This window comes from Vibrio metschnikovii CIP 69.14 (assembly GCF_000176155.1).
Lineage (GTDB): Bacteria > Pseudomonadota > Gammaproteobacteria > Enterobacterales > Vibrionaceae > Vibrio > Vibrio metschnikovii.
In genome coordinates, this window is record NZ_ACZO01000006.1 from 53558 (window position 1) to 79167 (window position 25610).

The following is a 25610-nucleotide window of genomic DNA, read 5'->3' on the forward strand; positions in this document are numbered from 1 at the left end:
TATGATTCATCCAACGGCACAAATCCACCCAACCGCGGTGGTCGAAGACGGCGCAGTGATTGGCGCAAATGTTAAGATTGGTCCATTTTGTTATGTTGATAGCAAAGTGGAGATTGGTGACGGCACTGAGTTGTTATCGCACGTTGTTGTCAAAGGGCCAACCAAGCTTGGTAAAGATAACCGCATCTTCCAATTCGCCTCAATTGGTGAAGCCTGTCAGGATCTAAAATACGCAGGTGAAGATACTCAACTGATTGTTGGTGATCGCAATACCATTCGTGAAAGTGTCACCATGCATCGTGGTACCGTGCAAGATAAAGGTATCACCGTTGTTGGCAGTGATAACTTATTTATGATTAATGCACACGTTGCTCATGATTGTGTCATTGGTGATCGCTGTATTTTTGCCAATAACGCGACCTTAGCCGGACATGTCAAGGTGGGCAATCAAGCCATCATTGGTGGTATGTCAGCAATTCATCAATTCTGCCACATTGGTGACCATTGTATGTTGGGTGGTGGATCGATCGTTGTACAAGATGTGCCTCCTTTTGTGATGGCACAAGGTAACCACTGTGCACCTTTTGGCATTAACGTTGAAGGCTTAAAGCGTCGTGGTTTTGAAAAAGCGGAAATACATGCGATTCGCCGTGCTTATAAGGCGTTGTATCGTAATGGACTCACTTTGGAAGAAGCCAAAGTGGAAATCGCTAAAGAAGCGGCAAATTTCCCTGCGGTCCAACGTTTTCTTGATTTCTTAGCTAACTCAGCTCGCGGTATCATCCGTTAGTTTTAGACTTGGCGTTAGACAAAAGATCGCCATTTATCGGCGATCTTTTGCATTTTATGGCGATTACCTATCAAGAGGCATTGAGGAATGGAACAACAACCTTTACGTATTGGTATTGTTGCGGGTGAATTGTCGGGGGATACCCTCGGCGAAGGTTTTATTAAAGCGATAAAAGCCCGTTATCCTAATGCTGAGTTTGTTGGGATTGGCGGCCCGAAAATGATTGGTCAAGGCTGCCATTCTCTGTTTGATATGGAAGAGTTAGCCGTCATGGGCTTGGTGGAAGTGCTAGGACGTTTGCCTCGTTTGCTCAAAGTTAAAGCTGAGTTGGTACAGTATTTTACGCAAAATCCACCGGATGTCTTTATTGGGATTGATGCGCCGGATTTTAATTTACGCTTGGAGCGAGATTTAAAGCAAGCGGGCATTAAAACGGTGCATTATGTCAGCCCTTCAGTATGGGCTTGGCGTCAGAAGCGAATTTTTAAAATTGCCGCGGCAACGGATCTCGTGCTCGCTTTTTTACCGTTTGAAAAAGCGTTTTATGATCGGTTTAACGTACCGTGTGAGTTTATTGGCCATACCTTGGCCGATGCTTTACCACTTCAGCCAGATAAGCAAGCTGCTCAGCGTTTATTAGGGTTAGATGAGAAAAAGCGCTGGCTTGCGGTGTTGCCCGGTAGCCGTGGTGGCGAAATGAAGCTACTGGCTCAACCGTTTATTGAGACGTGCCAACGACTGCATCAAACTTATCCAGAGTTAGGATTTGTCGTCGCGCTGGTCAACGCACAGCGGCGCGAGCAATTTGAAGCGGTTTGGCAGCAAGTAGCCCCAGAGCTGGATTTTACCTTAGTCGATGATACCGCTCGTAATGTGATTACGGCATCGGATGTGGTGATGCTGGCTTCCGGCACGGTCGCATTGGAGTGCATGTTACTCAAACGGCCGATGGTGGTCGGTTATAAAGTCAATGCGATTACCGCTTTTTTAGCGAGACGATTAGTTAAAATACCTTATGTTTCACTGCCGAATATTTTAGCAGGGCAGGAGCTGGTGAAAGAGTTTATACAACAAGAGTGCAATGTTGATAACCTGTATCATGAGTTAACTCGATTATTGCAAAGCGATAACCAAGCATTAGTAGATAAATTCACAGAGATGCATCATTGGATCCGCAAAGATGCGGATCAACAAGCCGCGCAAGCGGTACTGACATTAATAGGAAAATAACCGCGTGACCATAAAAGCCAATAAAGATCTGCCCCCTTTTATTCTTCCGACTGGCTATCACTGGATTGCCGGGGTCGATGAAGTTGGACGTGGGCCGCTGGTTGGGGATGTGGTCACTGCTGCGGTGATTTTAGACCCAGCGCAACCGATTAACGGTTTGAATGACTCTAAAAAACTGTCAGAAAAGAAACGCCTTGCGTTACTACCAGAAATTCAAGCGAAAGCGTTAGCATGGTCAGTGGGTCGTTGCTCACCAAGTGAAATTGATCAACTGAATATTTTTCAAGCGACGATGCTCGCCATGCAGCGTGCCGTAGCGGGTTTAGCCATTCAACCTGACTTAGTCTTGGTCGACGGTAATAAAGTGCCTAAGTTGCCGATGGCCGCTGAAGCCGTGGTTAAGGGCGATCTACGAGTCGCGCAGATCAGCGCGGCCTCGATCATTGCTAAGGTCGTGCGCGATCAAGAGATGGCCGAACTCGATCTGCTTTATCCGCAGTTTGGTTTTGCGCAGCATAAGGGCTACCCGACCAAAGCGCATTTTGCCGCCATCGAGCAGCATGGCGTGATCGATCAGCATCGGCGCAGTTTTTCCCCCGTTAAGCGTGCATTGGGTTTATAGCGTCAGGTTTTTCCCTGATGGTTTTACGCGCTTACGGTTTAACGTAGAATAGCGCTATTGCACGATCTAGCTCCTTCGAAACACCTAGGATTCAATTGAATGTCAGACCCAAAGTTTATCCACTTACGTGTTCATAGTGATTACTCCATGGTGGATGGTTTGTCCAAAGTCCCCCCTCTGGTTAAGCAAGTGGCGGCGATGGGGATGCCAGCCATGGCCTTGACCGATTTTACAAACTTATGTGGACTGGTGAAATTTTATGGCACCGCGCATAGTTGTGGGATTAAGCCGATTATTGGTGCTGATTTTACGCTGCGTTCCGATGAGTTTGCTGATGAACTGACCAAAATCACTATTTTAGCCAAAAATAATATTGGTTATAAAAATCTCACCTTATTGATTTCAGAAGCGTATTTGCGCGGTCATGTTCAGCATCAACCAGTGATTGATAAACAGTGGTTGGTGAAACACGCCGAAGGTTTGATCATACTTTCTGGTGGTAAAAATGGTGAAATCGGCCGAGCGTTATTAAAAGGCAACCAAGCGTTAGCGGAAAAGTGCGTAGAGTTTTATCAAACGTATTTCGCCGATCATTTCTATTTAGAGCTGGTGCGCACAGGGCGTGCGGATGAAGAGAGCTACTTACATTTTGCTCTCGACTTAGCAGAACAAACGCAATTACCGGTTGTGGCGACCAATGAAGTGGTTTTCTTAAACGCAGAGCAGTTTGATGCCCATGAAATTCGCGTTGCTATTCACGATGGTTATACTTTAGAGGATCCAAGACGACCTAAAAATTACAGCCCTCAGCAATATTTACGCACTGAGCAAGAGATGTGTGAGCTGTTTGCGGATATTCCGCAAGCGCTAGAAAATAGCGTTGAAATTGCTAAACGCTGTAATGTGACCGTGCGTTTAGGTGAGTATTTCCTACCTAATTTTCCGACGGGTGGGTTAGCAATTGAAGAATTTTTGGTCGTGAAATCCAAACAAGGATTAGAGGAGCGCCTAGAATTTTTGTTCCCCGATCCACAAGTTCGTGCCGAGCGTCGCCCTGAATACGATGAACGTTTGGATATTGAGCTACAAGTGATTAACCAGATGGGATTCCCGGGTTACTTTTTGATCGTTATGGAGTTTATCCAATGGTCAAAAGATAATGATATTCCAGTGGGTCCTGGTCGTGGGTCTGGTGCCGGTTCTTTGGTGGCTTATGCGCTGAAAATTACCGATCTTGATCCCCTTGAATATGACCTACTGTTTGAGCGCTTTCTTAACCCAGAGCGGGTCTCGATGCCTGACTTTGATGTCGACTTTTGTATGGATAAGCGAGATCAGGTGATTGATCACGTGGCTGAATTATACGGTCGTGATGCGGTATCCCAGATCATTACTTTTGGTACCATGGCGGCAAAAGCGGTGATTCGTGATGTCGGGCGTGTATTGGGGCATCCTTTCGGATTTGTTGATCGTATTTCTAAGTTGATCCCACCCGATCCCGGCATGACGCTCGAAAAAGCCTTTAAAGCCGAGCCAGCGCTGCAAGAGTTGTATGACGCCGATGAAGAAGTCAAAGAGCTGATCGATAAGTGTCGTATTCTTGAAGGATGTACTCGAAATGCCGGTAAACATGCCGGCGGCGTGGTGATTTCTCCGACCACGATCACCGATTTTGCGCCGCTGTATTGCGATGCAGAAGGTCATCATCCGGTTACTCAATTTGATAAAAACGATGTTGAATACGCCGGATTAGTGAAATTCGACTTCTTAGGTCTGCGCACGTTAACCATCATTGATTGGGCATTGGGTTTAATTAATCCGCGCCGTACCGCTCTTGGTGAGGAGCCGTTGCGAATTGAAGCGATTCCACTGCAAGATGAAGCTTCATTCCGATTACTACAAAAATCTGAAACGACCGCCGTATTCCAGTTGGAATCGCGCGGAATGAAAGAGCTTATCAAACGTCTAAAACCGGACTGTTTTGAAGATATTATCGCCTTGGTGGCGCTATTTCGTCCTGGGCCTTTGCAGTCAGGTATGGTGGATAACTTTATTGACCGTAAACATGGCCGTGAAGTGATCTCTTATCCAGATGAAAAATGGCAACATGAGTCATTAAAAGAAATTTTAGAACCGACTTACGGCATCATCCTCTATCAAGAGCAGGTCATGCAGATTGCTCAGGTGCTAGCAGGTTATACCTTAGGCGGTGCAGATATGCTGCGCCGTGCGATGGGTAAGAAAAAACCGGAAGAGATGGCTAAACAGCGTGCCATATTTAAAGAAGGGGCTGAAAACAACGGTGTTGATGGCGAGTTGGCGATGAAAATCTTTGACTTGGTAGAGAAATTTGCCGGTTATGGATTTAACAAGTCCCACTCTGCGGCCTATGCTTTAGTGTCTTATCAAACCTTATGGTTAAAAACTCATTATCCTGCTGAATTTATGGCGGCGGTGATGACCGCAGATATGGATAACACCGAGAAAGTGGTTGGTTTGGTGGATGAGTGCCAACGTATGGGTTTAACCGTATTACCGCCTGACATTAACTCTGGTTTATACAGTTTTAATGTTGATGAGAACGGGGCGATTGTGTACGGTATCGGGGCGATCAAAGGCGTTGGTGAAGGGCCTATCGAAGCGATTTTAGACTCGCGCAGTAAAAACGGCTATTTTAAAGACTTGTTTGATTTTTGTGCGCGGATCGACCTTAAAAAAGTCAATAAACGGGTGATTGAGAAATTGATCCTTGCGGGAGCATTGGATAGGTTAGGTCCCCATCGTGCGGCGATGATGGCCTCGTTAGACGATGCAGTAAAAGCGGCCAGTCAACATCATCAAGCGGAGGCCTTTGGCCAAGCGGATATGTTTGGTGTCTTGACCGACGCTCCCGAAGAGGTTGAGCAAAAGTATACTCAAGTTCCTCCTTGGCCGGAAAAGGTTTGGCTTGAAGGGGAGCGAGAAACATTAGGGTTGTACTTAACGGGTCACCCGATTAACCAGTATTTAAAAGAATTACCTAAATACACCAGTTGTCGCTTAAATGAAGCTACGCCGACACGGCGTGATCAATCGTTAACATTAGCGGGTTTGGTGATTGCCGCTCGAGTGATGACCACCAAGCGCGGAAGCCGGATCGGCTTAATGACTTTAGATGATCGCTCTGGACGTATTGAGGTCATGCTTTATTCTGATGCCTTAGATAGGTATGCAGAATTGTTAGAAAAAGATAGAATTCTGGTGATTTCCGGACAGGTCAGCTTTGATGACTTCAACGGTGGCCTTAAAATGTCTGCGCGCGAAGTCATGGACTTGGGTAGCGCGCGTGAAAAATATGCCCGTGGTTTATCGGTATCGATTGCACAATCGCAAATCGATGAGCAATTTTTTGAGCGCTTTAGTCAAATCTTAGAGCCTCACCGAGCAGGGACTGTTCCTGTCAATGTATACTATCAACGCTCAGATGCGAGGGCGCGTTTAACGTTGGGTACGGAATGGCGGGTAACGCCGAGTGATACATTGCTAGATGAATTACAACAGTTACTTGGTAAAGACCAAGTAGAACTCGAATTTAACTAAATTCAGCTGCGCAATTGACGAGCTGAGTAAAAAAGGATCGGTAGATGAGCCTAAATTTTTTAGATTTTGAAAAACCTATTGTCGAGCTTGAAGCGAAAATTCAGGCACTACGCGATGTCTCTCGTCATGGTGCAAGTTCTTCAGTTGATCTTGAAAAAGAGATCGAACAATTAGAGAAGAAAAGTTTAGAACTAAAAAAGAAAATTTTTGGTGATTTAGGCGCATGGCAAGTTGCTCAATTGGCACGCCACCCTCAGCGCCCTTATACCCTTGATTATGTCAATCATATCTTTACTGAATTCGATGAGTTAGCGGGTGATCGAGCCTATGCCGATGACAAAGCCATTGTCGGTGGCATTGCCCGTTTGGATGATCAACCTGTGATGATCATTGGCCATCAAAAAGGTCGTGAAACACGCGAAAAAGTCAGACGTAACTTTGGTATGCCAAAGCCAGAAGGTTATCGTAAAGCGCTGCGTTTAATGGAAATGGCAGAGCGTTTTAATATGCCTATCATCACCTTTATTGATACGGCGGGTGCTTACCCAGGCGTTGGGGCTGAAGAGCGTGGTCAGTCAGAAGCGATTGCCACTAACTTGAAAGTGATGTCGGGTTTAAAAGTACCGATCATTTGTAACGTTGTTGGTGAAGGCGGCTCTGGTGGTGCGTTAGCCATCGGTGTTGGTGATTATGTGAATATGCTACAGTATTCAACCTATTCGGTTATTTCTCCTGAAGGCTGTGCTTCAATTTTATGGCGTGATTCTGACAAAGCGCCGCAAGCGGCCGATGCGATGGGCTTAACCGCGCCTCGCTTAAAAGAATTAGCCTTAATTGATGAAGTGGTTGAAGAGCCTCTTGGCGGGGCACATCGTAATCCTCTGCAAATGGCCAATAACCTGAAAGCCACTTTGCTTCGCCAGCTTGCCGATCTACAAGGTTTAGAGCATGATGCCTTATTAACTCGTCGTTATCAGCGTTTGATGAGCTATGGCTACTGCTAAGCAGGCTGATTTTTATGGCAAAGCGTTTGGCTATCTGCCACTGAATTGAATTGAAAGGGCTGGAGAGAATCCAGCCCTTTTGCTTTGATGTCTCCAGCGATACACTGAGCATTATTTATCTCGACCTAAGAAGAACAGTATGGATTTGTACCGGCATTTTTCTCATCAACTGCAAGCCCACGATACAAAAGACTTGGTTTTGGCACTCAGTGGTGGTGTCGACTCACGAGTGCTGCTGCATTTACTGGCCCAATATCGAGATCAGTATGCCGTTAACGTGCGTGCGGTGCATGTCCATCATGGATTGAGTCGTAATGCCGATCATTGGGTTGAGCAATGCCGAACTTGGTGTAATCAAAGCCATATCTCCTTTGATGTTGAATACGTCGCACTTGAGCGCGATAGCGGCGAAAGTATTGAAAAATTAGCACGCGATGCACGCTATCGGGTATTAGCGCAATACGTCAATCAGCAAGACACCTTGTTACTGGGTCATCATGCTGATGATCAACTAGAGACTTTTCTCTTGGCTTTGAAGCGAGGGAGTGGCCCTAAGGGATTATCGGCTATGGCTGCCTGTGCTTCCTTTAGTCAGGGGCAATTACTTCGGCCACTGTTAGCCGTCACTCGACAACAGATTGAGCAGTTTGCCCAATGTCATCAATTATCGTCAGTCAATGATGAAAGCAATGCCGATTTACGCTATGACCGTAACTTTTTACGGCATCAAGTTGCGCCAATCCTTATTCAGCGTTGGCCCTCTTTTCGTCAGGCGGTGCAACGCAGTGCCGAATTATGTGCTGAACAAGAAACGTTAATTGAAGAGTTGCTGGCGGAAAAACTGGCGAATATGATTAACTCGGATGGTGCGTTATCGATTCAAGGACTAAAAGAGTGTAGCGATGCCATGCGGCGACAACTGATCCGTGCCTGGCTAGCCAAGCAGCAGCGTGTGCTACCCAGTCGTCAGCATACCGAGATGATCTGGAGTCAAGTGGCGCTGGCAGAGGCGGGCGCTAACCCGATTTTACATCTCAAAGCGTATGATATTCGTCGTTTTAATGATCTTCTTTTTTGTGTTACTTCCGTTGCCGATATCAGTGAGTGGCGGCAAAAGATCCGCTTAGATACACCACTCGTACTTCCCGATCAGCTTGGTAAGTTAACCTTGTCATTAGATCCTCAAGGCAACATCCGCTTACCGGTTCATCAAGAGGCTTTGCGAGTGACCTTTGATCCGACAGGATTAAGCGCTTGCCCAGTGGGGCGGGCTGGCTCTCGGAAACTGAAAAAGCTGTTTCAAGAATACGCGATTCCTAGTTGGCAACGGCGTCGTATGCCGATTTTACTTGAGCACGATAGGGTCATCGCTATCGCCGATTTATTTGTTGACCGTGATTTTTCAGGGCAAGAGTGCCGGCTTTTGTGGGACAAGTCGTCGATCACGGCTTTGGATGGAAATGAGCGCAAGCAGGGTAATGCTTAGGCTTTGTATTGATTGTTACCCATCGCTAACCGATAATACGCATCATAAGTTAAAGGCATTCAAGATTGCGTTTGGATTACCCCAATAATACTCTGATAACGAAACCGTGTAAGGGATGAACATGAAGAAAATTGAAGCGATTATCAAACCATTTAAATTGGATGATGTCCGTGAAGCGCTGGCTGAAGTCGGGATAACCGGCATGACGGTCTCTGAAGTGAAAGGATTTGGTCGCCAGAAAGGACATACCGAGCTCTATCGCGGTGCGGAATATATGGTGGATTTTTTACCAAAAGTGAAATTAGAAATTGTCGTCAGTGAAGAAATGGCGGATCAATGTGTTGATACCATCATTGAAACGGCGCAAACCGGCAAAATCGGTGATGGTAAAATCTTCGTCAGTGATATTCAACGAGTGGTGCGTATCCGTACTGGTGAAGAAGATGAAGATGCGATTTAATCATTGCTTGATGAGATCGTAAAGACGGTTTTCGCTTCTTAGGGGTCAGATGATAAGAAGTGAAAGCGTTAGTTTTTTATGCTGGTGAGTCTAATGAAAAAACGCTATCTTTTACTTTTACCAGTTATTATAACGCTTACGGTCACGATTATTTTTCATCTTATATTTTCGATCTCGAAACAGCCACAACTGCTCACCTTAGGTCAAGATACACTAGGGAGAGATTTAGTTTGCTATCAGAACCCTGACGCAGAACCGATTGATAAGGACGGTCAATTAACGGTATTGGTGTGGAATATCTACAAACAAAACCGTGAAAACTGGTCGAGTGAATTGACCCGATACAGCGAACATGCTCAATTACTGTTATTGCAAGAAGCGAATATGACTGCTGAGCTACGTCAGTGGATCAGTCAACAAGCTTGGGACGGTGCTTATGTCGATGCGTTTCGCGTCTTTGGCGCTTCTTCTGGAGTCCTCAACCTTAGCTATCGTATGCCTCGCTTAGCCTGTGCTTATACTCAACTAGAACCTTGGTTACGTTTACCTAAATCGGGTATTTTTGCTCATTATGCGCTGAGTGATGGCCAAACTTTAGCCGTGGTGAATTTGCATGCGGTTAATTTTACCTATGGACAAAAAGCCTATCGTGAGCAACTTGAATCTCTGCTTAGTGCGTTAAGAAAACACAATGGGCCGATGATTGTCGCCGGAGATTTTAATAGCTGGAATAAACAGCGAGCCCGATTTTTAAAGTCAGCACTGTTGTCACTGCAAATGAAAGAAGTCGAATTTACTCCCGATCAACGGTTAAGATTTATGACGGGGTTACCTCTGGATCATGTGTTCTATAAAAGATTAACCTTAGAGCAAGCCCAAGCGCCAGAATCCGATGCTTCTGATCATAATCCAATGTTGGTGTCTTTTCGTTTGTAATTGACGATATACCGTTTTAGCTATTGATATTCAACATTAAACCTCACGTTTCTACCAAACCAATAGTTAAGCAGACGTTGCAATGCATTCAATGAAGTCGGTTTATCTAAACGACCATCCATCAACAGACTGATCATTTTTAGCTCATGGTTTCCTGATTCTCCCGATAGTGCAATGATCGGAATATCTGGGGAATGTGCTTTGATGATTTGGCTAGCTTCAAAACCATTCATTACCGGCATCTGAATATCCATCAAAATCAAATCGATAGAATGAGTTTTAACGATGTTTACCGCACTCTCACCGTTGTTTGCTTGTAAGCTACTGATGCCAAGTTGATCTAGGTACAGTTTAACTAGCGTACGCTGTATTTCTTTATCATCAACAATGAGTACGGTAGGTGTTGGGTTATGGTTTGATAATGAATTGACAATCGGTGAGGGAACGGAGTTATCTTCCGCTGCGGTTTGATTCGATTGCCAATCGTCGAAATAAGGCGTGCGAAGCGAGTCTGCTTGTGGGGCATTGGGCACAATAGGAAAGGATAGGTGGAATTCGGTAAATTCCCCCAACCTAGACTTGCATTCAATTCGACCGCCAAAGGAGCGCATGACGCGTTGACAATAACCGAGCCCTAAACCGCTACCTCCACTTTTTTGATAAGAGAAGAAATCATCGAAGATCTTATCAGCAATAGTTTCATCAATCCCTGGACCGGTATCTTTGAATATCAATATGTTTTCATAAGTACCTGTTTGGGTTGTGATCTTAATTTGGCTGTTGGGATAAGAGTCGAAATAATAGATGGCATTACGAATGAGATTGAAAATGACAAAATTAAATAAGGTTTCATTGAGCTTAACAACAAAGTCATCTTGTTGTGGTAAATGAATTCGCTCAACGACTTTTTCGTTCTCAAAACCGTACTGACTGACAGCCTGATCGACCGCTTTATGAATCGAGGTCATCGTAACGGGTTCGTGTTCTGGTGAACTATCGCTTACTTCACGTAAGATAATATCAATTAATTGACGCCCACGTTGAATAGCAGCTTGGCCGCTCTCAATATCTTGCTTTATTTGCTGGGCCGGTGCTTGATGTTCAACGTGTTTTTTTAACATCTCAAAACACAACTGAACTTGAGACAGTGGGTTACGCATTTCGTGAGCAATCGAATTGGCCAGTGCTCGGCTTTGATGGATGCGGCGATCTGCCTCAATAATACTTTGTATTCGGGTTAGCAAGGTTTGAAGAGCCGAGATTTCTTCATGAGAAAACATCTGATTGTTGATTTTGTGTGGCGATATCAATAAATGCGTCACCGACTTTCCGTGACCGAATAGTGGCATCACTAATGCGGTATTGTTGGCGCTCATCTTGTCATAAAGTGCTTTGACTGAGCTTTTTTCAGTGACTTTATTATCCAGCTTTTCAAACAGTTCATCAAAAACCAGAGCCGTTTGTTTAGAGGAAAGGTAACGTGCGTAAACCGCTTCGCTGTGATTACTGCTCACGAGGCGCAGTTTATCACTCGGTATTTGTAATAATTCACCTAAACGTCGCATCGCATCATCAATGGATAACTTGAAGTCTTCCTCCAAAGCGAGAATTTGTTCAACGGGAGTTTGTCGATTACCGTAAATGAGTAACGCGGCGTAACGACTCACGTTTTTATAGAGTGGGGCCCAAGTCACACCGATCAGCGCACAAAATGGGATAACAAACAGCCACTGACTGTTGTCGGTAAGAGGCATGAAGACCATGCCTAAAGGGATAGTTAACACGCCACACACCAACAGGGTATTGAGGCATAGATAAGCAAGATATTCCACACTGTAGAAGCGTGATGTCAATAGGGCATAACCCACAAATAACATTTCACTGATCGAGAGTGCTGGTGGTAGCCAGGTTAATGAAAAGTCACCCATGAAGTAAGTAACACCAAGGTGAATGGTTGCAGTAGAGATCATGAATACCAAAATACCTGCAATCATATAATTGGTTCTGGCTAATGTGACTCTACTGCTATTGGCTCGCATCAGGACTAGGTTAGTCAATGTCAGAACAACAAATATCACTAAGACAATAAAGAAATGCGAGGTATGAGGACCAAATTCGATGATGAATTGGCTTGGGCCTGAAATTTCTACATGTTCAACTGTCAGTTCTGGTCTCAGATTAATAAAGAGAGAATAGACCGACAGTGTGACAAAAATGATTTTTTGCCATAGATGGATTTTACCATTGCGCGGCTCGGCGGCGAGCTGGCAAGAAAAGTAATAAGCAAAGGCGAAGGCAAAGAGTGAGGCAAGATTGGCTGATTTTGCAACTAATACTGCCACTGAAGCGCCAAGTTCGGGGAGTAAATCGGTGTGAAAGTAAGCATTACTACTTATCCACGCGATAATACATATTGAGTATGCAATATAAGGAACATGATATGTTCCCCAAATTAACGCGTTTTTTTGCTTAAGACGATAGCAATAGTAGGTGAGCCAAGCCAATACCATCGCTACGGTAGCAAGAAGCGTAATCGCTTTAGCGTAGAGAATGGCGCCTAAATTGATATCAAGCATACTCTTCCTTTTTGATTACAGCGTGCAGTCTAGTTTGACGAACTGCCTGTTTATAATCGCGATAATTAGTCTCTTTGAATACTTTATTGATGACTTCGAAATTCCAGAATCCCCGGTAAGTCTTTTTGCCGTTATTATTTAAATCACAACACCCAGAGTGAAAATATGCTTTTGAATCAATTGCTTGATAAAAGTTAAGCATGAAAGGTTGTTCAATAATAGTAAAACCAATTTTGTATCCAAACTGATGCATTACACTCATCAGTTCTTTTTGCGCAAGATAGAGAAAATAGAGTTTTTGCTGAGTATTACCACTGACGGTAAAGCGTAGTACTTCACAGACCCTATTTTTAGCGGATAATCGTAACCTAAATTGCCGATCGAATTCTGGCAGAGAGTCGCATTTTGACAGTGCTGGTTGGAAAATCGATAAGGTCGAGAAAACATCATAACCCTGTGCGGGTAAGCAGAACTGCCACTGTGGATTACTAAACTGCGGTGCATAACTGAGCCAAGTCTGATTCGATGCCCAATCTTGCACTAACATTGAAGCGACGAGGACGGGAACCTTGCCATTATTAGGGTATTTGAGCAACACAAAGTGCTTACCCGTTTGTGATAATGACAAGAGGGGCAGCATCTCGTACCACTTTTCCCCTTGGATAAACAGCTCAAGATTACTTAAGGTGATGGCTTCTTTGATGAGCATTTTTTGCGGGTGACTGGGCGTGGCTACTACTAGCTCGGAGTCTTCTACCTGATTGATCAACAAACCGTAGTAAGCATTATCTTCCAGTGGTAGCTCAATATCACAAGCAGTAGTATCAATGACGGAGTTCGCTTTGATGGTGGCTATCTCACATTCACACCAAAAGTCCAGCCAATGTGGATAACACTCGCCGACGATTTGCTCAAGTAGTGCTATCTCCTCGGACAGGGTATTCGGATAGCGTTGAATGAGAGCACGGTAGTCAATCAATTCAAATAATACAGAGAAACTTGTATTGTGATGTTCAGGGAAAAGAGCGACTAATTGTTGTTTACGGTAGTCTGTCACTGAGAGGAAAAGGTCAGTACGCTGTTGCGATGGATAGGTGTTAATAACCAACGCTATGAGCATTTGTTGTTTTTGGTCGACCGGAAGAGTGCTCGTTAACAGTGAGCGTAAAGATGATATTAATTGCATCGAGTGAACCTAGCCTAGGTTTATTTAATTATTTTTATTGAAGAAAGCATTAGTAAGATTTAGTTAACGATAACATATTGAAAAATAGTGGTATATCAGGTGGCAAGTCTACTACTTGCGTTGTTCGTTCACAACTTAGTTTTGAACTGCTCAAAAAATGAGGTGTGGTTAAATGAGAATATTGAAGAACGACTGAGGACGTGACCTGGGGTTGAGCGGGAGAGGATGCTTAAGTTCTTCTCTAATCCCTTAATCAATCTGCGCTTAGGCATGATAAACTCAACACCTGTCTATTTTGATTTGCTTGGATAAACCACTATGCCGTCAAATTTACCCAAATCGTTTAGCCGCCCATTTTTAAAAATGTTTCATCTACTGGAAGCGGTACTACTTATTGCTATCACTTTGGCAACGGTATATGCAATTGGACACGAGTTCATGCATGTTTTTGTTGAAAAACAAGTATTACTGACCGATATCCTGTTGATGTTCATTTATCTCGAAGTGTTAGCAATGGTGCAGCAATTTGTGGTTAATGGCAAAATTCCTGTGCGTTATCCTATCTACATCGCGATGATGGCTATCGCCCGCTATATCACCCTCGGCATGAAAGATTTGGATGCAGTGCCCGTTGTCTGGCTCTCTTTCGCGGCGTTTATTTTAGCAGCAGCAACGCTGCTCATTCGTGCTGGACATCACTATTGGCCGTACGTCGATAGGCATACTCAAGATAAAGACGAGTAGTTAATTAGCAAAGCTTATAAGAAAGTTATCGATACTCGGAGTAGGCTGGTTGACACCAAGGTTTCCACATTAGGGTCAATCATCACAAGGTAAGTGTTTGTCTTTTTAATACACGAAAAAAGAGTGATACGTTACGTATCACTCTTTGACCCGATTCACACGCTCACTTGCGTTACATCCACGTACAGTTTTAAGCGTTGTCCTGGTTGTAGGTATCGTTGATTAGCAAGCTCATTCCACTTGACGATATCTTGGGTGTTGACTTTAAAACGCGAAGCGATATCGCTTAAGGTATCACCACTGCGTACTTGATAAAACACGGTGCGAATAATTGCGCCTTCACTACTTTGTTTCCAAATGACCAGTTGTTGACCTACTCGTAGCGTATCTTGTGGGCTCATTGCATTCCAACGCGCCAAAGCTTGGTAAGAGACATTGTGCGCACGAGCAATGGTCCATAGGCTTTCACCACTGCGTACAGTGTGGTTAAGTTGGTATTGACCTCGTGCTAACGACTGTGTTCTTGCTAGGCGATTATTAGCACTTAATGCATAAGCCTCCTCATCGGTGACAGAGGTTGGGATCATTAAATGTTGTCCGACACGAATGGTATGGCTAGTGAGGTTGTTAGCGGTTTGAATGATTTGCGTGGTGGTGTTATGCCGCTGAGCAATCACACTCAAGCTATCGCCGGCTTGTACTTGATAGCGAACCAACTTCATCCCTTGACCACGGTTTGATTCAACTTGTTCACTAAACTCATCGACTCTATCGACGGGTATTAACAGTTGATGCGGGCCTTCTGGGGCGGTCGCCCATTGATTATAGGCGGGGTTGTAACTTTGTAACTCTTTAACGCTGATCCCCGCATAATTGGCTGCGATAGCTAAATCTAACTGCTCTTGAGGATCAACCAAGGCTAATACGGGTTGATTACTAATACTAGGAATGGAAATTCCATACTGTTCTTGATTGGCGACAATATCTGCTAGTGCGAGAAGTTTAGGCACATAACTGCTGGTTTCTTTTGGCAGATCTAAAGAGAAGAAGTCGGTCTCTTTACCGAGTCGAGTATTTTTTCTTATTGCACTCGAGACTCGGCCGCCACCACTATTATAGGCCGCAATGGCCAAATACCAGTCGCCGTCAAAACGCTGATTCAAACGGGTTAAATATTCGAGCGCAGCATCAGTGGCGGCAACCACATCTCGACGGCCGTCATACCAAAAATTTTGCTCTAAACCAAACATGTTGCCCGTCGCTGGTACGAACTGCCATAGCCCTGCGGCTTGGCCATGAGAGTAAGCAAAGGCATCAAAGGAGCTTTCTACGATTGGCAGTAAAGCGAGCTCTAACGGCAGTTCTCGTTGTTCAATCTTTTCAGTAATTAAGTACAGAAACGGTTCGGCACGTTTGGCAACAGTGGCGAGATGATTGGGATGATTGAGATACCAGTTACGGTAATAATCGACCGTAGGATCGTCAGCAATCGGCAGGCTTAGCTGCATCGCGATACGTTGCCAGACATCCTCTTGCTCTTGTGGTGAGCGGACGTCAATGTTAGGCGCCACGACGTGAGGTTTAGCGGTTTTTTTTGGGGACTTTTGTACTTGAACCTGCTGATCGGTTGGCTTTACCTTGCGTTGATTGGTTTCTGAACTGGTCTCTATCTCTGGCTGGGTAAGCTGGCAACCTGCTAATAGCAGTGCAATTACCCAGCTGAATTGTACTCGCATATCACACAGCCTTGTCATAAATTGGCTGCTGATAATACTTGTCGTATTAAGCGGATGACAAGTAGCAAATCGTTAAAATTCATTCTTCCACTCACGTAAAGCGCTAAAAATAGCGAGTGGATCATGTTGTTCAGTACGATTGGCTACCGACTTAATCACGCTCGGAACCCCAGTACGTAAGAAGGGATTGACCCATTTTTCACGTTGTAAGGTGGTGGGGAGTGTAGCTTGACCTTGTGCGCGCATACGAATAACCGTATCTCGATAAATTTGTAACTGTTCGTTATCAGGTTCAACGGCCATCGCAAAAGCGACGTTACTGGCGGTGTATTCATGAGCGCAATAGATTTCGGTTTCCTCAGGTAATGTTAACAGTTTATTGAGTGAGGAAAACATTTGCTCCATCGTGCCTTCAAATACCCGCCCACAGCCTGCAGAAAACAGCACATCGCCACAAAAAAGCTTACTGTCACCGACATAACCAATATGGCCTAAAGTGTGTCCAGGAAGCCCTAAGACCATAAAACGTTCGTCAAATAATTCAATTTGATCACCATCTTCAACGGGATGAGTGAGGGTGGGAATGGGTTCTTGAGCTGGGCCCACAACATCCACATGAGGATATTGGCGGACTAATTCGGCGACGCCACCGATATGATCATGATGATGATGGGTGATCAGAATGGCTTCTAAGGTTAATTCCTGCTGTCGTAGGTAAGCTAAAACAGGTTGAGCATCCCCCGGATCGACCACCGCACAACAGCGATCGCTATTTTCAATCAGCCAGATGTAATTGTCGTTAAATGCGGGTATGCTTTTGATGTGTAACATGAGTTATCTCCAGTCACGTGGTAAAGCGATTTAGCAATGAAACCAGCACGCAGTCAAAAAAAAATTGAGAGTCCTCACTCTTGGTCCCAACTAAAAAATGGCCAGTGGGTGTGTGAGTCTATTCAAACCCGGCTTGACGAGTGGTGTCCAAAGCTTTTCGGTTATCACATGCTAAAATTGGGCGGTTTGAGCTGTGAGCTGTCCAGCGGTAATTGTACTATTCAACACCAAGTTCATCTGGATATCCATAATCCACTCCATACGGTTATCGCCGATGCTTATGATTTACCCTTTTTGGAAAAGAGCATTGATGTTGCGATTATTGCCCATCAATTAGATTACTGTAACGACCCGCACCGTATTTTGCGTGAAGTCGACCGAGTATTGATTGATGACGGTTATGTGATTATTACTGGTTTTAATCCGATCAGTTTAACTGGCCTTACCAGTACGATGCCTTGGCGTAAACATAACCTTCCTTGGAGTGGGAGGATGTTTACTTCGAGCCGCATTAAAGATTGGCTCAGTGTGCTGAACTATCAAGTTTTAGAATGTGATCAATACGCGCTTTTTCCGATGCAGAAATATCGTCCGCTGTGGGCCTGGTTAGAAAATGCGATGGGTGGCTGGGCAAGTCCGTTAGGAAGCTTATATTTCATTGTTGCTCGCAAGCGGACATACCCACTTAAACCCATTAAACCACACTGGCGTTTGAAGCGACGTTTCTCGCCAGTTGGTTTTAACTATCGGGTCAAGTCAGAAGATCAATAGTTGGTGTTATTTCCAAGCGCTTGTTGATCCAGACGATAGCGAGCCTATGTGCCATTCTAAATTGACTTGGTAGTCATGAATTTAGGGTTGATAACCGACATCGTCTTCCGTTGGGTTTTCCGCCGCGCTACGTGCCAATTGATCACACATTTCATTTTCACGGTGACCGGCATGCCCTTTTACCCAGCGCCAATCCACCTGATGTCGCGCGGTTTCTTTTTCTAAGGCTTGCCATAAGTCGGCATTTTTCACTGGTTTTTTATCCGCCGTTTTCCAGCCTCGTTGTTTCCAGTTATGAATCCATTGAGTGATGCCTTGACGAACATATTGGCTGTCGGTGGTTAGGATGACATCGCAGGGCTCTTTTAAGCTTTGTAGAGCGATGACCGCCGCGAGCATTTCCATTCGATTATTGGTGGTGAGGCGATAGCCCTTCGATAAGGTCTTTTCAGTTTTTCTATAGCGTAACACTACGCCATAGCCACCCGGGGCCAGGATTGCCTAAACACGACCCATCAGTGAAAATTTCCACTTGTTTGTTCATGATTTGATACTATTGGATTATTCACACAATTGGCATAGTCTGACATAGATATCCTTATGAATACTAGCAGCAATTCGCAACACAATCGTATTGTGGTACTTGATACCGAAACGACAGGTATGAACTTTGAAGGCGGGCCTCATTATGAAGGCCACCGGATTATTGAGATCGGCGCGGTTGAAATTATCGATCGGAAATTAACCGGCCGGCATTTTCATGTTTATTTAAAACCAGATCGTGAGATTCAACCGCAAGCAATTGAAGTTCATGGTATTACCGATGCTTTCTTAGTGGATAAGCCGCAATATAAAGAAGTCCATCAGGAGTTTTTAGACTTTATCAAAGGGGCAGAGTTAGTGGCTCATAATGCGTCATTTGACGTCGGCTTTATGGATTATGAGTTCGCCAAAGTCAACCCTGCGATTGGCAAAACTGAGCAGTATTGCAAAATTACCGATACCTTGGCGATGGCGAAGAAAATCTTCCCCGGTAAGCGCAATAACCTCGATATTCTTTGTGATCGCTATGGGATAGATAATTCACATCGAACCTTGCACGGCGCTTTGCTCGATGCTGAAATCCTCGCGGATGTTTATTTATTAATGACTGGGGGGCAGACTTCATTACAGTTTTCTGCCAGTTCACAAAGTGGCGAGCCGGCTGGTAGTTTTGTGCAGCGCGTACAAGGTGAGAGGAAAAACCTTAAGGTTTTACGTGCATCGGCCGATGAAATAGAAGCTCACCAACAACGTTTGGATGTGGTTGAAAAAAGTGGAATTTGCCTCTGGCGTCAGTAGGAGAGAGTATGTTACGGCTAGGAATAGTGATACTGAGTTTGTTATGCAGTATAGGAAGTTTTGCCAGCAATGATTCATCGCTTACCTTGCTTGATAACCGTTTTCGGGTGGATCCTACGATTTCACAAATCACCTTTGTCATTTATCGCGAGCAAAACTCTCGCCCTGTGGTATTAGTTCGCCCAGACGGTTTTAAGTATTATGCTTCTCGTCACCCTGATTACGTTCGTTGGTATCAAGAGTCATCAATGGATATCGTTTCGATTGATAAACCGATGCCGGGGCCATGGCAAGCCATAGGCCAGATTTCGCCAAATAATCACGTGCGTTTGATTTCGCATTTGCAGCTTGAAACCGAACAATTACCGCATCGTTTATATCAAGATGAAACGATTAAATTTACCGCGCGTTTAACGTCGGATGGCGAGCCGCTGTTATTAAGAGATTTTCTTGATCGGGTTAAGCTCACGGTAACCTTTACTCGTTATGTTGATGATGAACAGCAGTTGCCTCAAGAAATGCGCCCAATTCCGGAAGTGATTGGTCAATTTGCCGATGATGGGCGTGGGTTAGATGAAAAGCCGGGCGATGGTGTTTTTACCGTCGCTTTACCGATAACCCCTGAACCGGGTAAGTATCGTGTGCGTATTACATCAGGTAATGGCGTCTTTTTACGTGCTCAAGAACAGGTGATTTTGGTTTATCCCACTCCAGTTGTGGCCACCTTTATTCAGTCACGAACTCAAGGTGTTGCTCATCAAATTAGTTTTAATGGTGAACGAGGTATGATAGAGCCTGGTTCTATGGTTGCTCATATCGAGCATCGGGAGTTAGGACAACCGCCATTTCTTGCCCAAGGGCAAGCCGATCCCTCTGGTTTAGGTGTTGTTCTAATGGTCCCGAATGAGAAGCAATTTGGTAATTTTGCGTGGAATGGGCAAGTTTATGCGACGGATTTAGCGACCCAAAGACCACTCATCTTCCCTATTCGAGAGCAAACCTATGGGGTGGTAAGCGAAATTGATTTAGCGACGACTCGGCGTATGCAAGAAGCTGAGTTAGAAAATCTTCGTCGTTTAGAGCAAGAAAAGCTCATTCAACATATGCAAGAGCAAGCTCGCCGCCGTACGATGATGTACATTATTTTGGGTAATTTTTTCGTTATTATTGTTGCGCTTGCTGGGTGGTTTATTCGTCGTAAGCTGAAAGCGAAAGCGGTAGCCATACAAGAGATGAATCTAAATATTCCGAAAAAACCGTAAACCACAATCGTGAAGAAAAGAAAATAACCGCAACAAAAAAGGAGGCGAGCCTCCTTTTTGTTTATTGAGCAAACGCTAAACGCTCGTTTTTTCTGATTGAGTGGTCCCCTTTTTCTCGTTTGAAGTTACGCGACTTCTTCGAGTTTGGGGTGATACTTTTTTGCTGCAAGTTCCTGCGGGTCAAAATCATCTACGTTAATCGTGTATAGACGATGGGCCTCAGCTTCAATCAATAGATCCGCTTCCCACTGAGTAAGCAACTGCTTCTCTAAACCGATTTTCGCTAGCTGATCTAACTGAGTAAAAGGACGACGCTGATTGAGCGCGTCACACATCTTAGTAAAGATTGGCTCAGCTTGGAGAATAATGCTCAACGCTTGTTCTATCTTACCTGCTGGGTTGTGTTCGGTTGGCAATAAGTATTGATTACGTCCTAAGCGTGAACGTGCAGCACTAGGGGTTTGCAAGATCTGAGCAACCTGACTATCCAAATGGTCATTGGGCGCTTTACGAACCCGTCCAATAGGCATAATCAGAACGCGAAGCAACTTACCAATAACAGGATTAGGGAAGTTAGCTAAGAACTCATCAATCGCTAATTCAGTTTGTTTCAAACTATCTTGAAGTCCCCAATGAACGAATGGTAAATCTTCACTTGGTCGCCCATCATTTTCAAAGCGTTTCAGTGTAGCAGAGCTTAAGTACAATTGACTTAATATGTCTCCGAGGCGGGCGGATAAGCGCTCTCTACGTTTGAGTGAACCACCCAATACCGCCATCGAAATGTCGGCCAGTAATGCTAAGTTGGCACTGTAACGATTAAGTTTTTGGTAATAACGCTTGGTGGGGCCTTGGCTTGGCGCTGCCGAGCCATAGCCATCGGTAATCCCAAACCAAATACTGCGCACCAAGTTACTTAAAGTAAAGGAAACATGGCCAGCAAGAGCTTGGTCAAACTGCTCTACAGCGTCTGAACGGTCTGAATAAGCAGCTTCCATCTCTTTTAGCACATAAGGATGACAGCGAATGGCTCCCTGACCAAAGATGATCATGGAACGAGTTAAAATATTCGCCCCTTCAACGGTAATGGCAATCGGTGAACCTTGGTAACTACGCGCTAAAAAGTTGGCTGGGCCTAAGCAGATCCCTTTTCCGCCGACGATGTCCATCGCATCAATAATTGAACGTTGACCACGATGAGTACAGTGGTACTTCACTATCGCTGAAATAACCGACGGTTTTTCGCCTAAATCGATGCCTGCTACGGTTAAATTACTCGCTGCATCCATCACATAAGCGTTGCCCCCTAAACGCGCGAGTGGTTCTTCAATACCTTCCATTTGACCAATCGGTTGCTTGAACTGACGGCGAATACGCGCATAAGCTCCGGTTGCTAGGGCGGCGGTTTTTAGGCCTCCCGTTGAGTTGGAGGGAAGAGTAATACCACGACCAACCGATAAACACTCAACCAGCATACGCCAGCCTTGCCCAGCCATTTTTGGCCCACCAATGATGAAATCAAGGGGAACAAAAAGATCGGTCGCTCGGGTTGGACCATTTTGGAAAGGCACATTGAGCGGGAAATGACGATTACCAATCTCAACACCTTTTAAGTGAGTGGGTATCAAAGCACAGGTGATGCCCAGCTCAGGAGTATCCCCTAGTAGACCATCAGGATCTCGCAGTTTAAAAGCTAAGCCAAGTACGGTAGCGACGGGGGCTAAAGTGATATAACGCTTGTTCCAGGTGAGACGCATACCAAGCACTTCTTTCCCTTCCCATTCGCCTTTGCAGACCACGCCAAAATCTGGAATAGAGCCAGCATCTGAGCCTGCTTCTGGGCTAGTGAGTGCAAAACAGGGGATCTCTTTACCTTCCGCGAGGCGAGGTAAATAGTAGTCTTTCTGCTCTTGGGTGCCATAATGTTGCAACAGCTCACCTGGGCCTAAAGAGTTCGGAACCCCCACTGTAGAGGAAAGCACTCCAGAGACGCCGGTTAATTTTTGCAATACCAGAGATTGTGCGTAAGCTGAAAATTCTAAACCGCCGTATTTTTTCTTAATGATCATCGCAAAAAACTTATGATCTTTAAGATATTGCCAGACTTCAGGGGGTAAGTCGGCCAACTCGTGAGTGACTTGATAGTCATTAACCATCGCGCAGACTTCGTTAACTGGGCCATCAAGGAAAGCCTGTTCTTCCGCACTCAGTGTTGGAGCTTTGATATTTTTCAGTTGCTGCCAGTCTGGTTTACCTTTAAACAGCTCGGCTTCCCACCACACGGTACCCGCTTCGAGCGCTTCTTTTTCCGTTTGTGACATGGCAGGTAATACTTTTTTAAAAACCCGCAGAGCTTTCCCGCTGATTAAGCTTTGGCGAACGGATGGAACGGCAAAAATAGCGACTGCCGCTAGATAGATAACCCAGCCAAAGAAACCAATCGGGCCAAACAGGGTTAAGCCAAACATGGTTAGGGTTAAAGCAACTAATCCAGTAAATAGCGACGTACGATGGTATAAGCAAGCGCTTAATACCAGCAATATGCCGAGTGTAGAGAGCAAGATATCCATAATTATTTCCTTTTACAGACTCAATGAGACCTGATGAGTGGAGTGGTCTAACCAGTGGGATTGTAATCAATATATTAATGAAATGTAAAACATCAAACCGGTCAAAAAGTGATCTCAGTGAAAAGAAAACTGCAAATTGTGCGTCAAGCGTCAATTTTGCATAGAAAATATCATCCGATTCGGTCAATTTGTTGAGAACAGACTCTCGACAGAGAATCTCGTTTGGGTAAACTCAATGACATACCTGAGTTTCCCTAATTGAAACTTACCTGTCAGCAGAATAACCAAGAGACCAGATTATGTATCATGATTTAATTCGCAGTGAACTTAATGAAGCCGCCGAAGTATTGAATGCCTTTTTAAGCGATGATCACAATATTGCGCAAATTGAAGCTGCAGCAAAAATGATTGCTGATTCTTTTAAACAGGGTGGGAAAGTACTGTCTTGTGGTAATGGCGGCTCGCATTGCGATGCGATGCATTTTGCTGAAGAGTTAACGGGTCGTTATCGTGACAATCGTCCGGGTTATCCTGGAATTGCGATTTCAGATCCTAGCCATCTTTCTTGTGTAAGTAATGATTTTGGTTATGACTACGTTTTTTCGCGCTACGTAGAAGCGGTGGGAAGCAAAGGCGACGTGCTGTTTGGTCTTTCTACTTCGGGTAATTCAGGCAATATTTTAAAAGCGATTGAAGCGGCGAAGGCGAAAGGGATGAAGACGATTGCTCTGACCGGAAAAGATGGTGGAAAAATGGCTGGCCTTGCTGATGTAGAAATTCGTGTTCCACATTTTGGTTATGCTGATCGCATCCAAGAGGTGCACATTAAAATCATTCACATTGTTATCCAACTGATTGAAAAAGAGATGGCATAAATCGAACGATGGATTTGCTGAGAGTGAATCTAATCGCCGAGGGTTTATTAGGAGTGATATAAACCATGTGTGAATTACTCGGTATGAGTGCCAATGTTCCGACCGATATCTGCTTTAGCTTTACTGGTTTAATGCAACGTGGCGGTAAAACGGGTCCCCATCGTGATGGGTGGGGGATAACCTTTTATGAAGGTCGTGGTTTTCGGACGTTTAAAGATCCAGCGCCCAGTTGCCAGTCACAAATCGCTCAGTTGGTGCAGAACTATCCGATAAAAAGTTGTGCAGTGATTAGCCATATTCGTCAAGCGAATCGTGGGGCGGTTAATTTAGAAAATACCCACCCGTTCACGCGTGAATTATGGGGGCGATATTGGACTTTTGCGCATAATGGTCAACTGGTTGATTATCAGCGTTTGGCGCAAGGGCGTCATCGCCCAGTTGGTCAAACCGATAGTGAAGCGGCATTTTGTTGGTTACTGGATAAGTTAGAGCAGCGTTACCCGCAGATCCCTGACAATATGCTGTCGGTTTTCCAGTATGTTAGTCAATTATGCGATCAACTGCGTGATAAAGGTGTATTTAATATGCTTTTGTCCGATGGCGATTATCTGATGAGTTATTGTACTAACCATCTGTACTGGATCACTCGTCGTGCACCATTTGGTCATGCAGCATTGATTGATGAAGATGTTGAAGTGAATTTTCAAGAAGAGACGACGCCTAACGATGTGGTCTCGGTGATTGCAACTCAACCTTTGACAGGAAATGAAATATGGCAACGTATGAAGCCAGGCGAGTTTAATTTGTTCCACTTAGGTGAGCGAGTGGCGACGAATGTTGACCAATTGACAGCGGTCGCCTTTGCCCAAGCCAAGCCGGGTAATCAGGCCCCGACTGAACCGTTAGGCTAAAGAGTTTCATCAATACAAAGGGGAGTCGATACTCCCCTTTGTTATTTCGTGGCGTGAGCTACTTATCCGCGTAGCCATGAATCCCTAAAACATGACCATCCAAAAGGGCTTTGCCGTTCGTCATGGCTAAGCGTCCTTCGACAAACCACTGTACGACTAAGGGATAGATCCGATACTCCTGAGATTGTACTCGAGCAGTCAGGCTTTCTACCGTATCGTTATCAAAAATAGGCACTTTGGCTTGTAAAATCACCGGACCGCCATCCAATTGCTCAGTAACAAAGTGGACGCTAGTACCGTGTTCTTCATCACCTGCATGAATCGCTCTTTGATAAGTGTTTAACCCTGGGTACTTAGGCAGTAATGAGGGATGGATATTGATCATCCGACCAAAATAATGGCGAACAAAATCACTACTTAAGATACGCATATAGCCAGCGAGTACCACTAAATCTGGCGCATATTCATCCATCCACTTCATTAAATCAGCGTCAAATGCATCACGAGTTTCATAGGCATTAGGATCAATAAAATGTGCTGCGGCTCCCGCTTTTTTTGCTCGCTCTAAAGCGTATGCTGTTGCTTTGTTTGAAAAAACAGCCGTTACTTTGCCATTATGGATACTTGTCTCACAAGCATCGATGATCGCTTGTAAATTAGAACCATTTCCTGAAACTAAAACAACAATACTTTTCATGAA

The 25610-nt window shown here is 44.7% G+C and carries 20 protein-coding genes and 1 pseudogene; 14 read left to right on the top strand and 7 right to left on the bottom strand.

Going from position 1 to position 25610, the window contains the following annotated elements:
* Position 1: 1 nt before the first annotated feature.
* The 8 genes from lpxA (at position 2) to VIB_RS03745 (ending at position 10107) form a co-directional block, all read left to right on the top strand.
* Entirely contained in the window at positions 2-790 is a 789-nt protein-coding gene (gene lpxA / locus VIB_RS03710; protein WP_004394668.1) for an acyl-ACP--UDP-N-acetylglucosamine O-acyltransferase, read from the top strand.
* An 87-nt stretch (positions 791-877) separates the two neighbouring features.
* A complete protein-coding gene (lpxB, locus tag VIB_RS03715) occupies positions 878-2020 on the top strand; it encodes a lipid-A-disaccharide synthase (protein WP_004394669.1) in 1143 nt (380 codons plus the stop codon).
* 4 nt (positions 2021-2024) lie between these two features.
* Complete coding sequence (gene rnhB / locus VIB_RS03720) at positions 2025-2642, top strand: ribonuclease HII (protein ID WP_040904088.1); 618 nt, start codon at positions 2025-2027, stop codon at positions 2640-2642.
* Between the two features lie 99 nt (positions 2643-2741).
* Positions 2742-6221 (top strand): DNA polymerase III subunit alpha, encoded by a 3480-nt coding sequence (dnaE, locus tag VIB_RS03725; protein WP_040904091.1) that lies wholly within the window; start codon positions 2742-2744, stop codon positions 6219-6221.
* A 44-nt stretch (positions 6222-6265) separates the two neighbouring features.
* A complete protein-coding gene (gene accA / locus VIB_RS03730; protein WP_004394672.1) occupies positions 6266-7225 on the top strand; it encodes an acetyl-CoA carboxylase carboxyl transferase subunit alpha in 960 nt (319 codons plus the stop codon).
* A gap of 139 nt (positions 7226-7364) precedes the next feature.
* Positions 7365-8711, top strand: coding sequence for a tRNA lysidine(34) synthetase TilS (tilS, locus tag VIB_RS03735; RefSeq protein WP_004394673.1), 1347 nt, complete (start codon positions 7365-7367; stop codon positions 8709-8711).
* A gap of 121 nt (positions 8712-8832) precedes the next feature.
* Complete coding sequence (gene glnB / locus VIB_RS03740; protein WP_004394677.1) at positions 8833-9171, top strand: nitrogen regulatory protein P-II; 339 nt, start codon at positions 8833-8835, stop codon at positions 9169-9171.
* 93 nt (positions 9172-9264) lie between these two features.
* The gene (locus tag VIB_RS03745; protein WP_004394678.1) at positions 9265-10107 is read left to right on the top strand and encodes an endonuclease/exonuclease/phosphatase family protein; all 843 of its coding nucleotides are present in this window, start codon (positions 9265-9267) and stop codon (positions 10105-10107) included.
* 20 nt (positions 10108-10127) lie between these two features.
* On the opposite strand, the gene luxN is transcribed toward VIB_RS03745, so the two are convergent.
* Positions 10128-12683 (bottom strand): quorum-sensing autoinducer 1 sensor kinase/phosphatase LuxN, encoded by a 2556-nt coding sequence (luxN, locus tag VIB_RS03750; RefSeq protein ID WP_004394679.1) that lies wholly within the window; start codon positions 12681-12683, stop codon positions 10128-10130.
* A complete protein-coding gene (locus tag VIB_RS03755) occupies positions 12676-13869 on the bottom strand; it encodes an acyl-homoserine-lactone synthase (RefSeq protein ID WP_004394680.1) in 1194 nt (397 codons plus the stop codon). The genes luxN and VIB_RS03755 overlap by 8 nt, the downstream gene beginning before the upstream one ends.
* Positions 13870-14187: 318 nt before the next feature.
* Between VIB_RS03755 and VIB_RS03760 the strand changes: the two genes are divergently transcribed.
* Entirely contained in the window at positions 14188-14613 is a 426-nt protein-coding gene (locus tag VIB_RS03760; RefSeq protein WP_040904093.1) for a phosphate-starvation-inducible protein PsiE, read from the top strand.
* Between the two features lie 155 nt (positions 14614-14768).
* Here VIB_RS03760 and VIB_RS03765 read toward each other — a convergent pair whose 3' ends face one another.
* Positions 14769-16349: a LysM peptidoglycan-binding domain-containing protein gene (locus VIB_RS03765; RefSeq protein ID WP_004394682.1), complete on the bottom strand. Its 1581-nt coding sequence runs from the start codon at positions 16347-16349 to the stop codon at positions 14769-14771.
* A gap of 72 nt (positions 16350-16421) precedes the next feature.
* Positions 16422-17180: a hydroxyacylglutathione hydrolase gene (gene gloB / locus VIB_RS03770; protein ID WP_004394683.1), complete on the bottom strand. Its 759-nt coding sequence runs from the start codon at positions 17178-17180 to the stop codon at positions 16422-16424.
* Positions 17181-17216: 36 nt separating this feature from the next.
* Here gloB and VIB_RS03775 point away from each other — a divergent pair, with 36 nt between their 5' ends.
* Positions 17217-17951, top strand: coding sequence for a class I SAM-dependent methyltransferase (locus VIB_RS03775; protein ID WP_004394684.1), 735 nt, complete (start codon positions 17217-17219; stop codon positions 17949-17951).
* An 81-nt stretch (positions 17952-18032) separates the two neighbouring features.
* On the opposite strand, the pseudogene rnhA reads toward VIB_RS03775, so the two are convergent.
* Positions 18033-18495, bottom strand: a pseudogene (gene rnhA, locus VIB_RS03780) (ribonuclease HI).
* Between the two features lie 56 nt (positions 18496-18551).
* Between rnhA and dnaQ the strand changes: the two are divergent.
* Positions 18552-19292 carry a DNA polymerase III subunit epsilon gene (gene dnaQ, locus VIB_RS03785; RefSeq protein ID WP_004394686.1) on the top strand — a complete coding sequence of 247 codons (741 nt, stop codon included), beginning with the start codon at positions 18552-18554 and terminating at the stop codon, positions 19290-19292.
* Positions 19293-19300: 8 nt separating this feature from the next.
* Positions 19301-20554 (top strand): TIGR03503 family protein, encoded by a 1254-nt coding sequence (locus VIB_RS03790; RefSeq protein ID WP_004394687.1) that lies wholly within the window; start codon positions 19301-19303, stop codon positions 20552-20554.
* Between the two features lie 125 nt (positions 20555-20679).
* Here the strand turns inward: VIB_RS03790 and fadE are convergent, their stop codons facing one another.
* Positions 20680-23124, bottom strand: coding sequence for an acyl-CoA dehydrogenase FadE (gene fadE / locus VIB_RS03795; protein WP_040904096.1), 2445 nt, complete (start codon positions 23122-23124; stop codon positions 20680-20682).
* A gap of 299 nt (positions 23125-23423) precedes the next feature.
* Here fadE and lpcA point away from each other — a divergent pair, with 299 nt between their 5' ends.
* Both lpcA and VIB_RS03805 read left to right on the top strand, forming a co-directional pair.
* Positions 23424-23999, top strand: coding sequence for a D-sedoheptulose 7-phosphate isomerase (gene lpcA / locus VIB_RS03800; RefSeq protein WP_004394689.1), 576 nt, complete (start codon positions 23424-23426; stop codon positions 23997-23999).
* A gap of 65 nt (positions 24000-24064) precedes the next feature.
* Positions 24065-24910 carry a class II glutamine amidotransferase gene (locus VIB_RS03805; protein ID WP_004394690.1) on the top strand — a complete coding sequence of 282 codons (846 nt, stop codon included), beginning with the start codon at positions 24065-24067 and terminating at the stop codon, positions 24908-24910.
* A 58-nt stretch (positions 24911-24968) separates the two neighbouring features.
* Here the strand turns inward: VIB_RS03805 and purN are convergent, their stop codons facing one another.
* A complete protein-coding gene (gene purN, locus VIB_RS03810; protein WP_004394691.1) occupies positions 24969-25607 on the bottom strand; it encodes a phosphoribosylglycinamide formyltransferase in 639 nt (212 codons plus the stop codon).
* Positions 25608-25610: the final 3 nt, after the last annotated feature.

What these genes read in the sequence shown, in the direction of transcription:
- lpxA (WP_004394668.1), top strand. Translation starts at nt 2, where the DNA reads ATGATTCATCCAACGGCACAAATCCACCCAACCGCGGTGGTCGAAGAC.
- lpxB (WP_004394669.1), top strand. Translation starts at nt 878, where the DNA reads ATGGAACAACAACCTTTACGTATTGGTATTGTTGCGGGTGAATTGTCG.
- dnaE (WP_040904091.1), top strand. Translation starts at nt 2,742, where the DNA reads ATGTCAGACCCAAAGTTTATCCACTTACGTGTTCATAGTGATTACTCC.
- accA (WP_004394672.1), top strand. Translation starts at nt 6,266, where the DNA reads ATGAGCCTAAATTTTTTAGATTTTGAAAAACCTATTGTCGAGCTTGAA.
- tilS (WP_004394673.1), top strand. Translation starts at nt 7,365, where the DNA reads ATGGATTTGTACCGGCATTTTTCTCATCAACTGCAAGCCCACGATACA.
- glnB (WP_004394677.1), top strand. Translation starts at nt 8,833, where the DNA reads ATGAAGAAAATTGAAGCGATTATCAAACCATTTAAATTGGATGATGTC.
- VIB_RS03745 (WP_004394678.1), top strand. Translation starts at nt 9,265, where the DNA reads ATGAAAAAACGCTATCTTTTACTTTTACCAGTTATTATAACGCTTACG.
- luxN (WP_004394679.1), bottom strand. Translation starts at nt 12,683, where the DNA reads ATGCTTGATATCAATTTAGGCGCCATTCTCTACGCTAAAGCGATTACG.
- VIB_RS03755 (WP_004394680.1), bottom strand. Translation starts at nt 13,869, where the DNA reads ATGCAATTAATATCATCTTTACGCTCACTGTTAACGAGCACTCTTCCG.
- VIB_RS03760 (WP_040904093.1), top strand. Translation starts at nt 14,188, where the DNA reads ATGCCGTCAAATTTACCCAAATCGTTTAGCCGCCCATTTTTAAAAATG.
- VIB_RS03765 (WP_004394682.1), bottom strand. Translation starts at nt 16,349, where the DNA reads ATGCGAGTACAATTCAGCTGGGTAATTGCACTGCTATTAGCAGGTTGC.
- gloB (WP_004394683.1), bottom strand. Translation starts at nt 17,180, where the DNA reads ATGTTACACATCAAAAGCATACCCGCATTTAACGACAATTACATCTGG.
- VIB_RS03775 (WP_004394684.1), top strand. Translation starts at nt 17,217, where the DNA reads ATGAAACCAGCACGCAGTCAAAAAAAAATTGAGAGTCCTCACTCTTGG.
- dnaQ (WP_004394686.1), top strand. Translation starts at nt 18,552, where the DNA reads ATGAATACTAGCAGCAATTCGCAACACAATCGTATTGTGGTACTTGAT.
- VIB_RS03790 (WP_004394687.1), top strand. Translation starts at nt 19,301, where the DNA reads ATGTTACGGCTAGGAATAGTGATACTGAGTTTGTTATGCAGTATAGGA.
- fadE (WP_040904096.1), bottom strand. Translation starts at nt 23,124, where the DNA reads ATGGATATCTTGCTCTCTACACTCGGCATATTGCTGGTATTAAGCGCT.
- lpcA (WP_004394689.1), top strand. Translation starts at nt 23,424, where the DNA reads ATGTATCATGATTTAATTCGCAGTGAACTTAATGAAGCCGCCGAAGTA.
- VIB_RS03805 (WP_004394690.1), top strand. Translation starts at nt 24,065, where the DNA reads ATGTGTGAATTACTCGGTATGAGTGCCAATGTTCCGACCGATATCTGC.
- purN (WP_004394691.1), bottom strand. Translation starts at nt 25,607, where the DNA reads ATGAAAAGTATTGTTGTTTTAGTTTCAGGAAATGGTTCTAATTTACAA.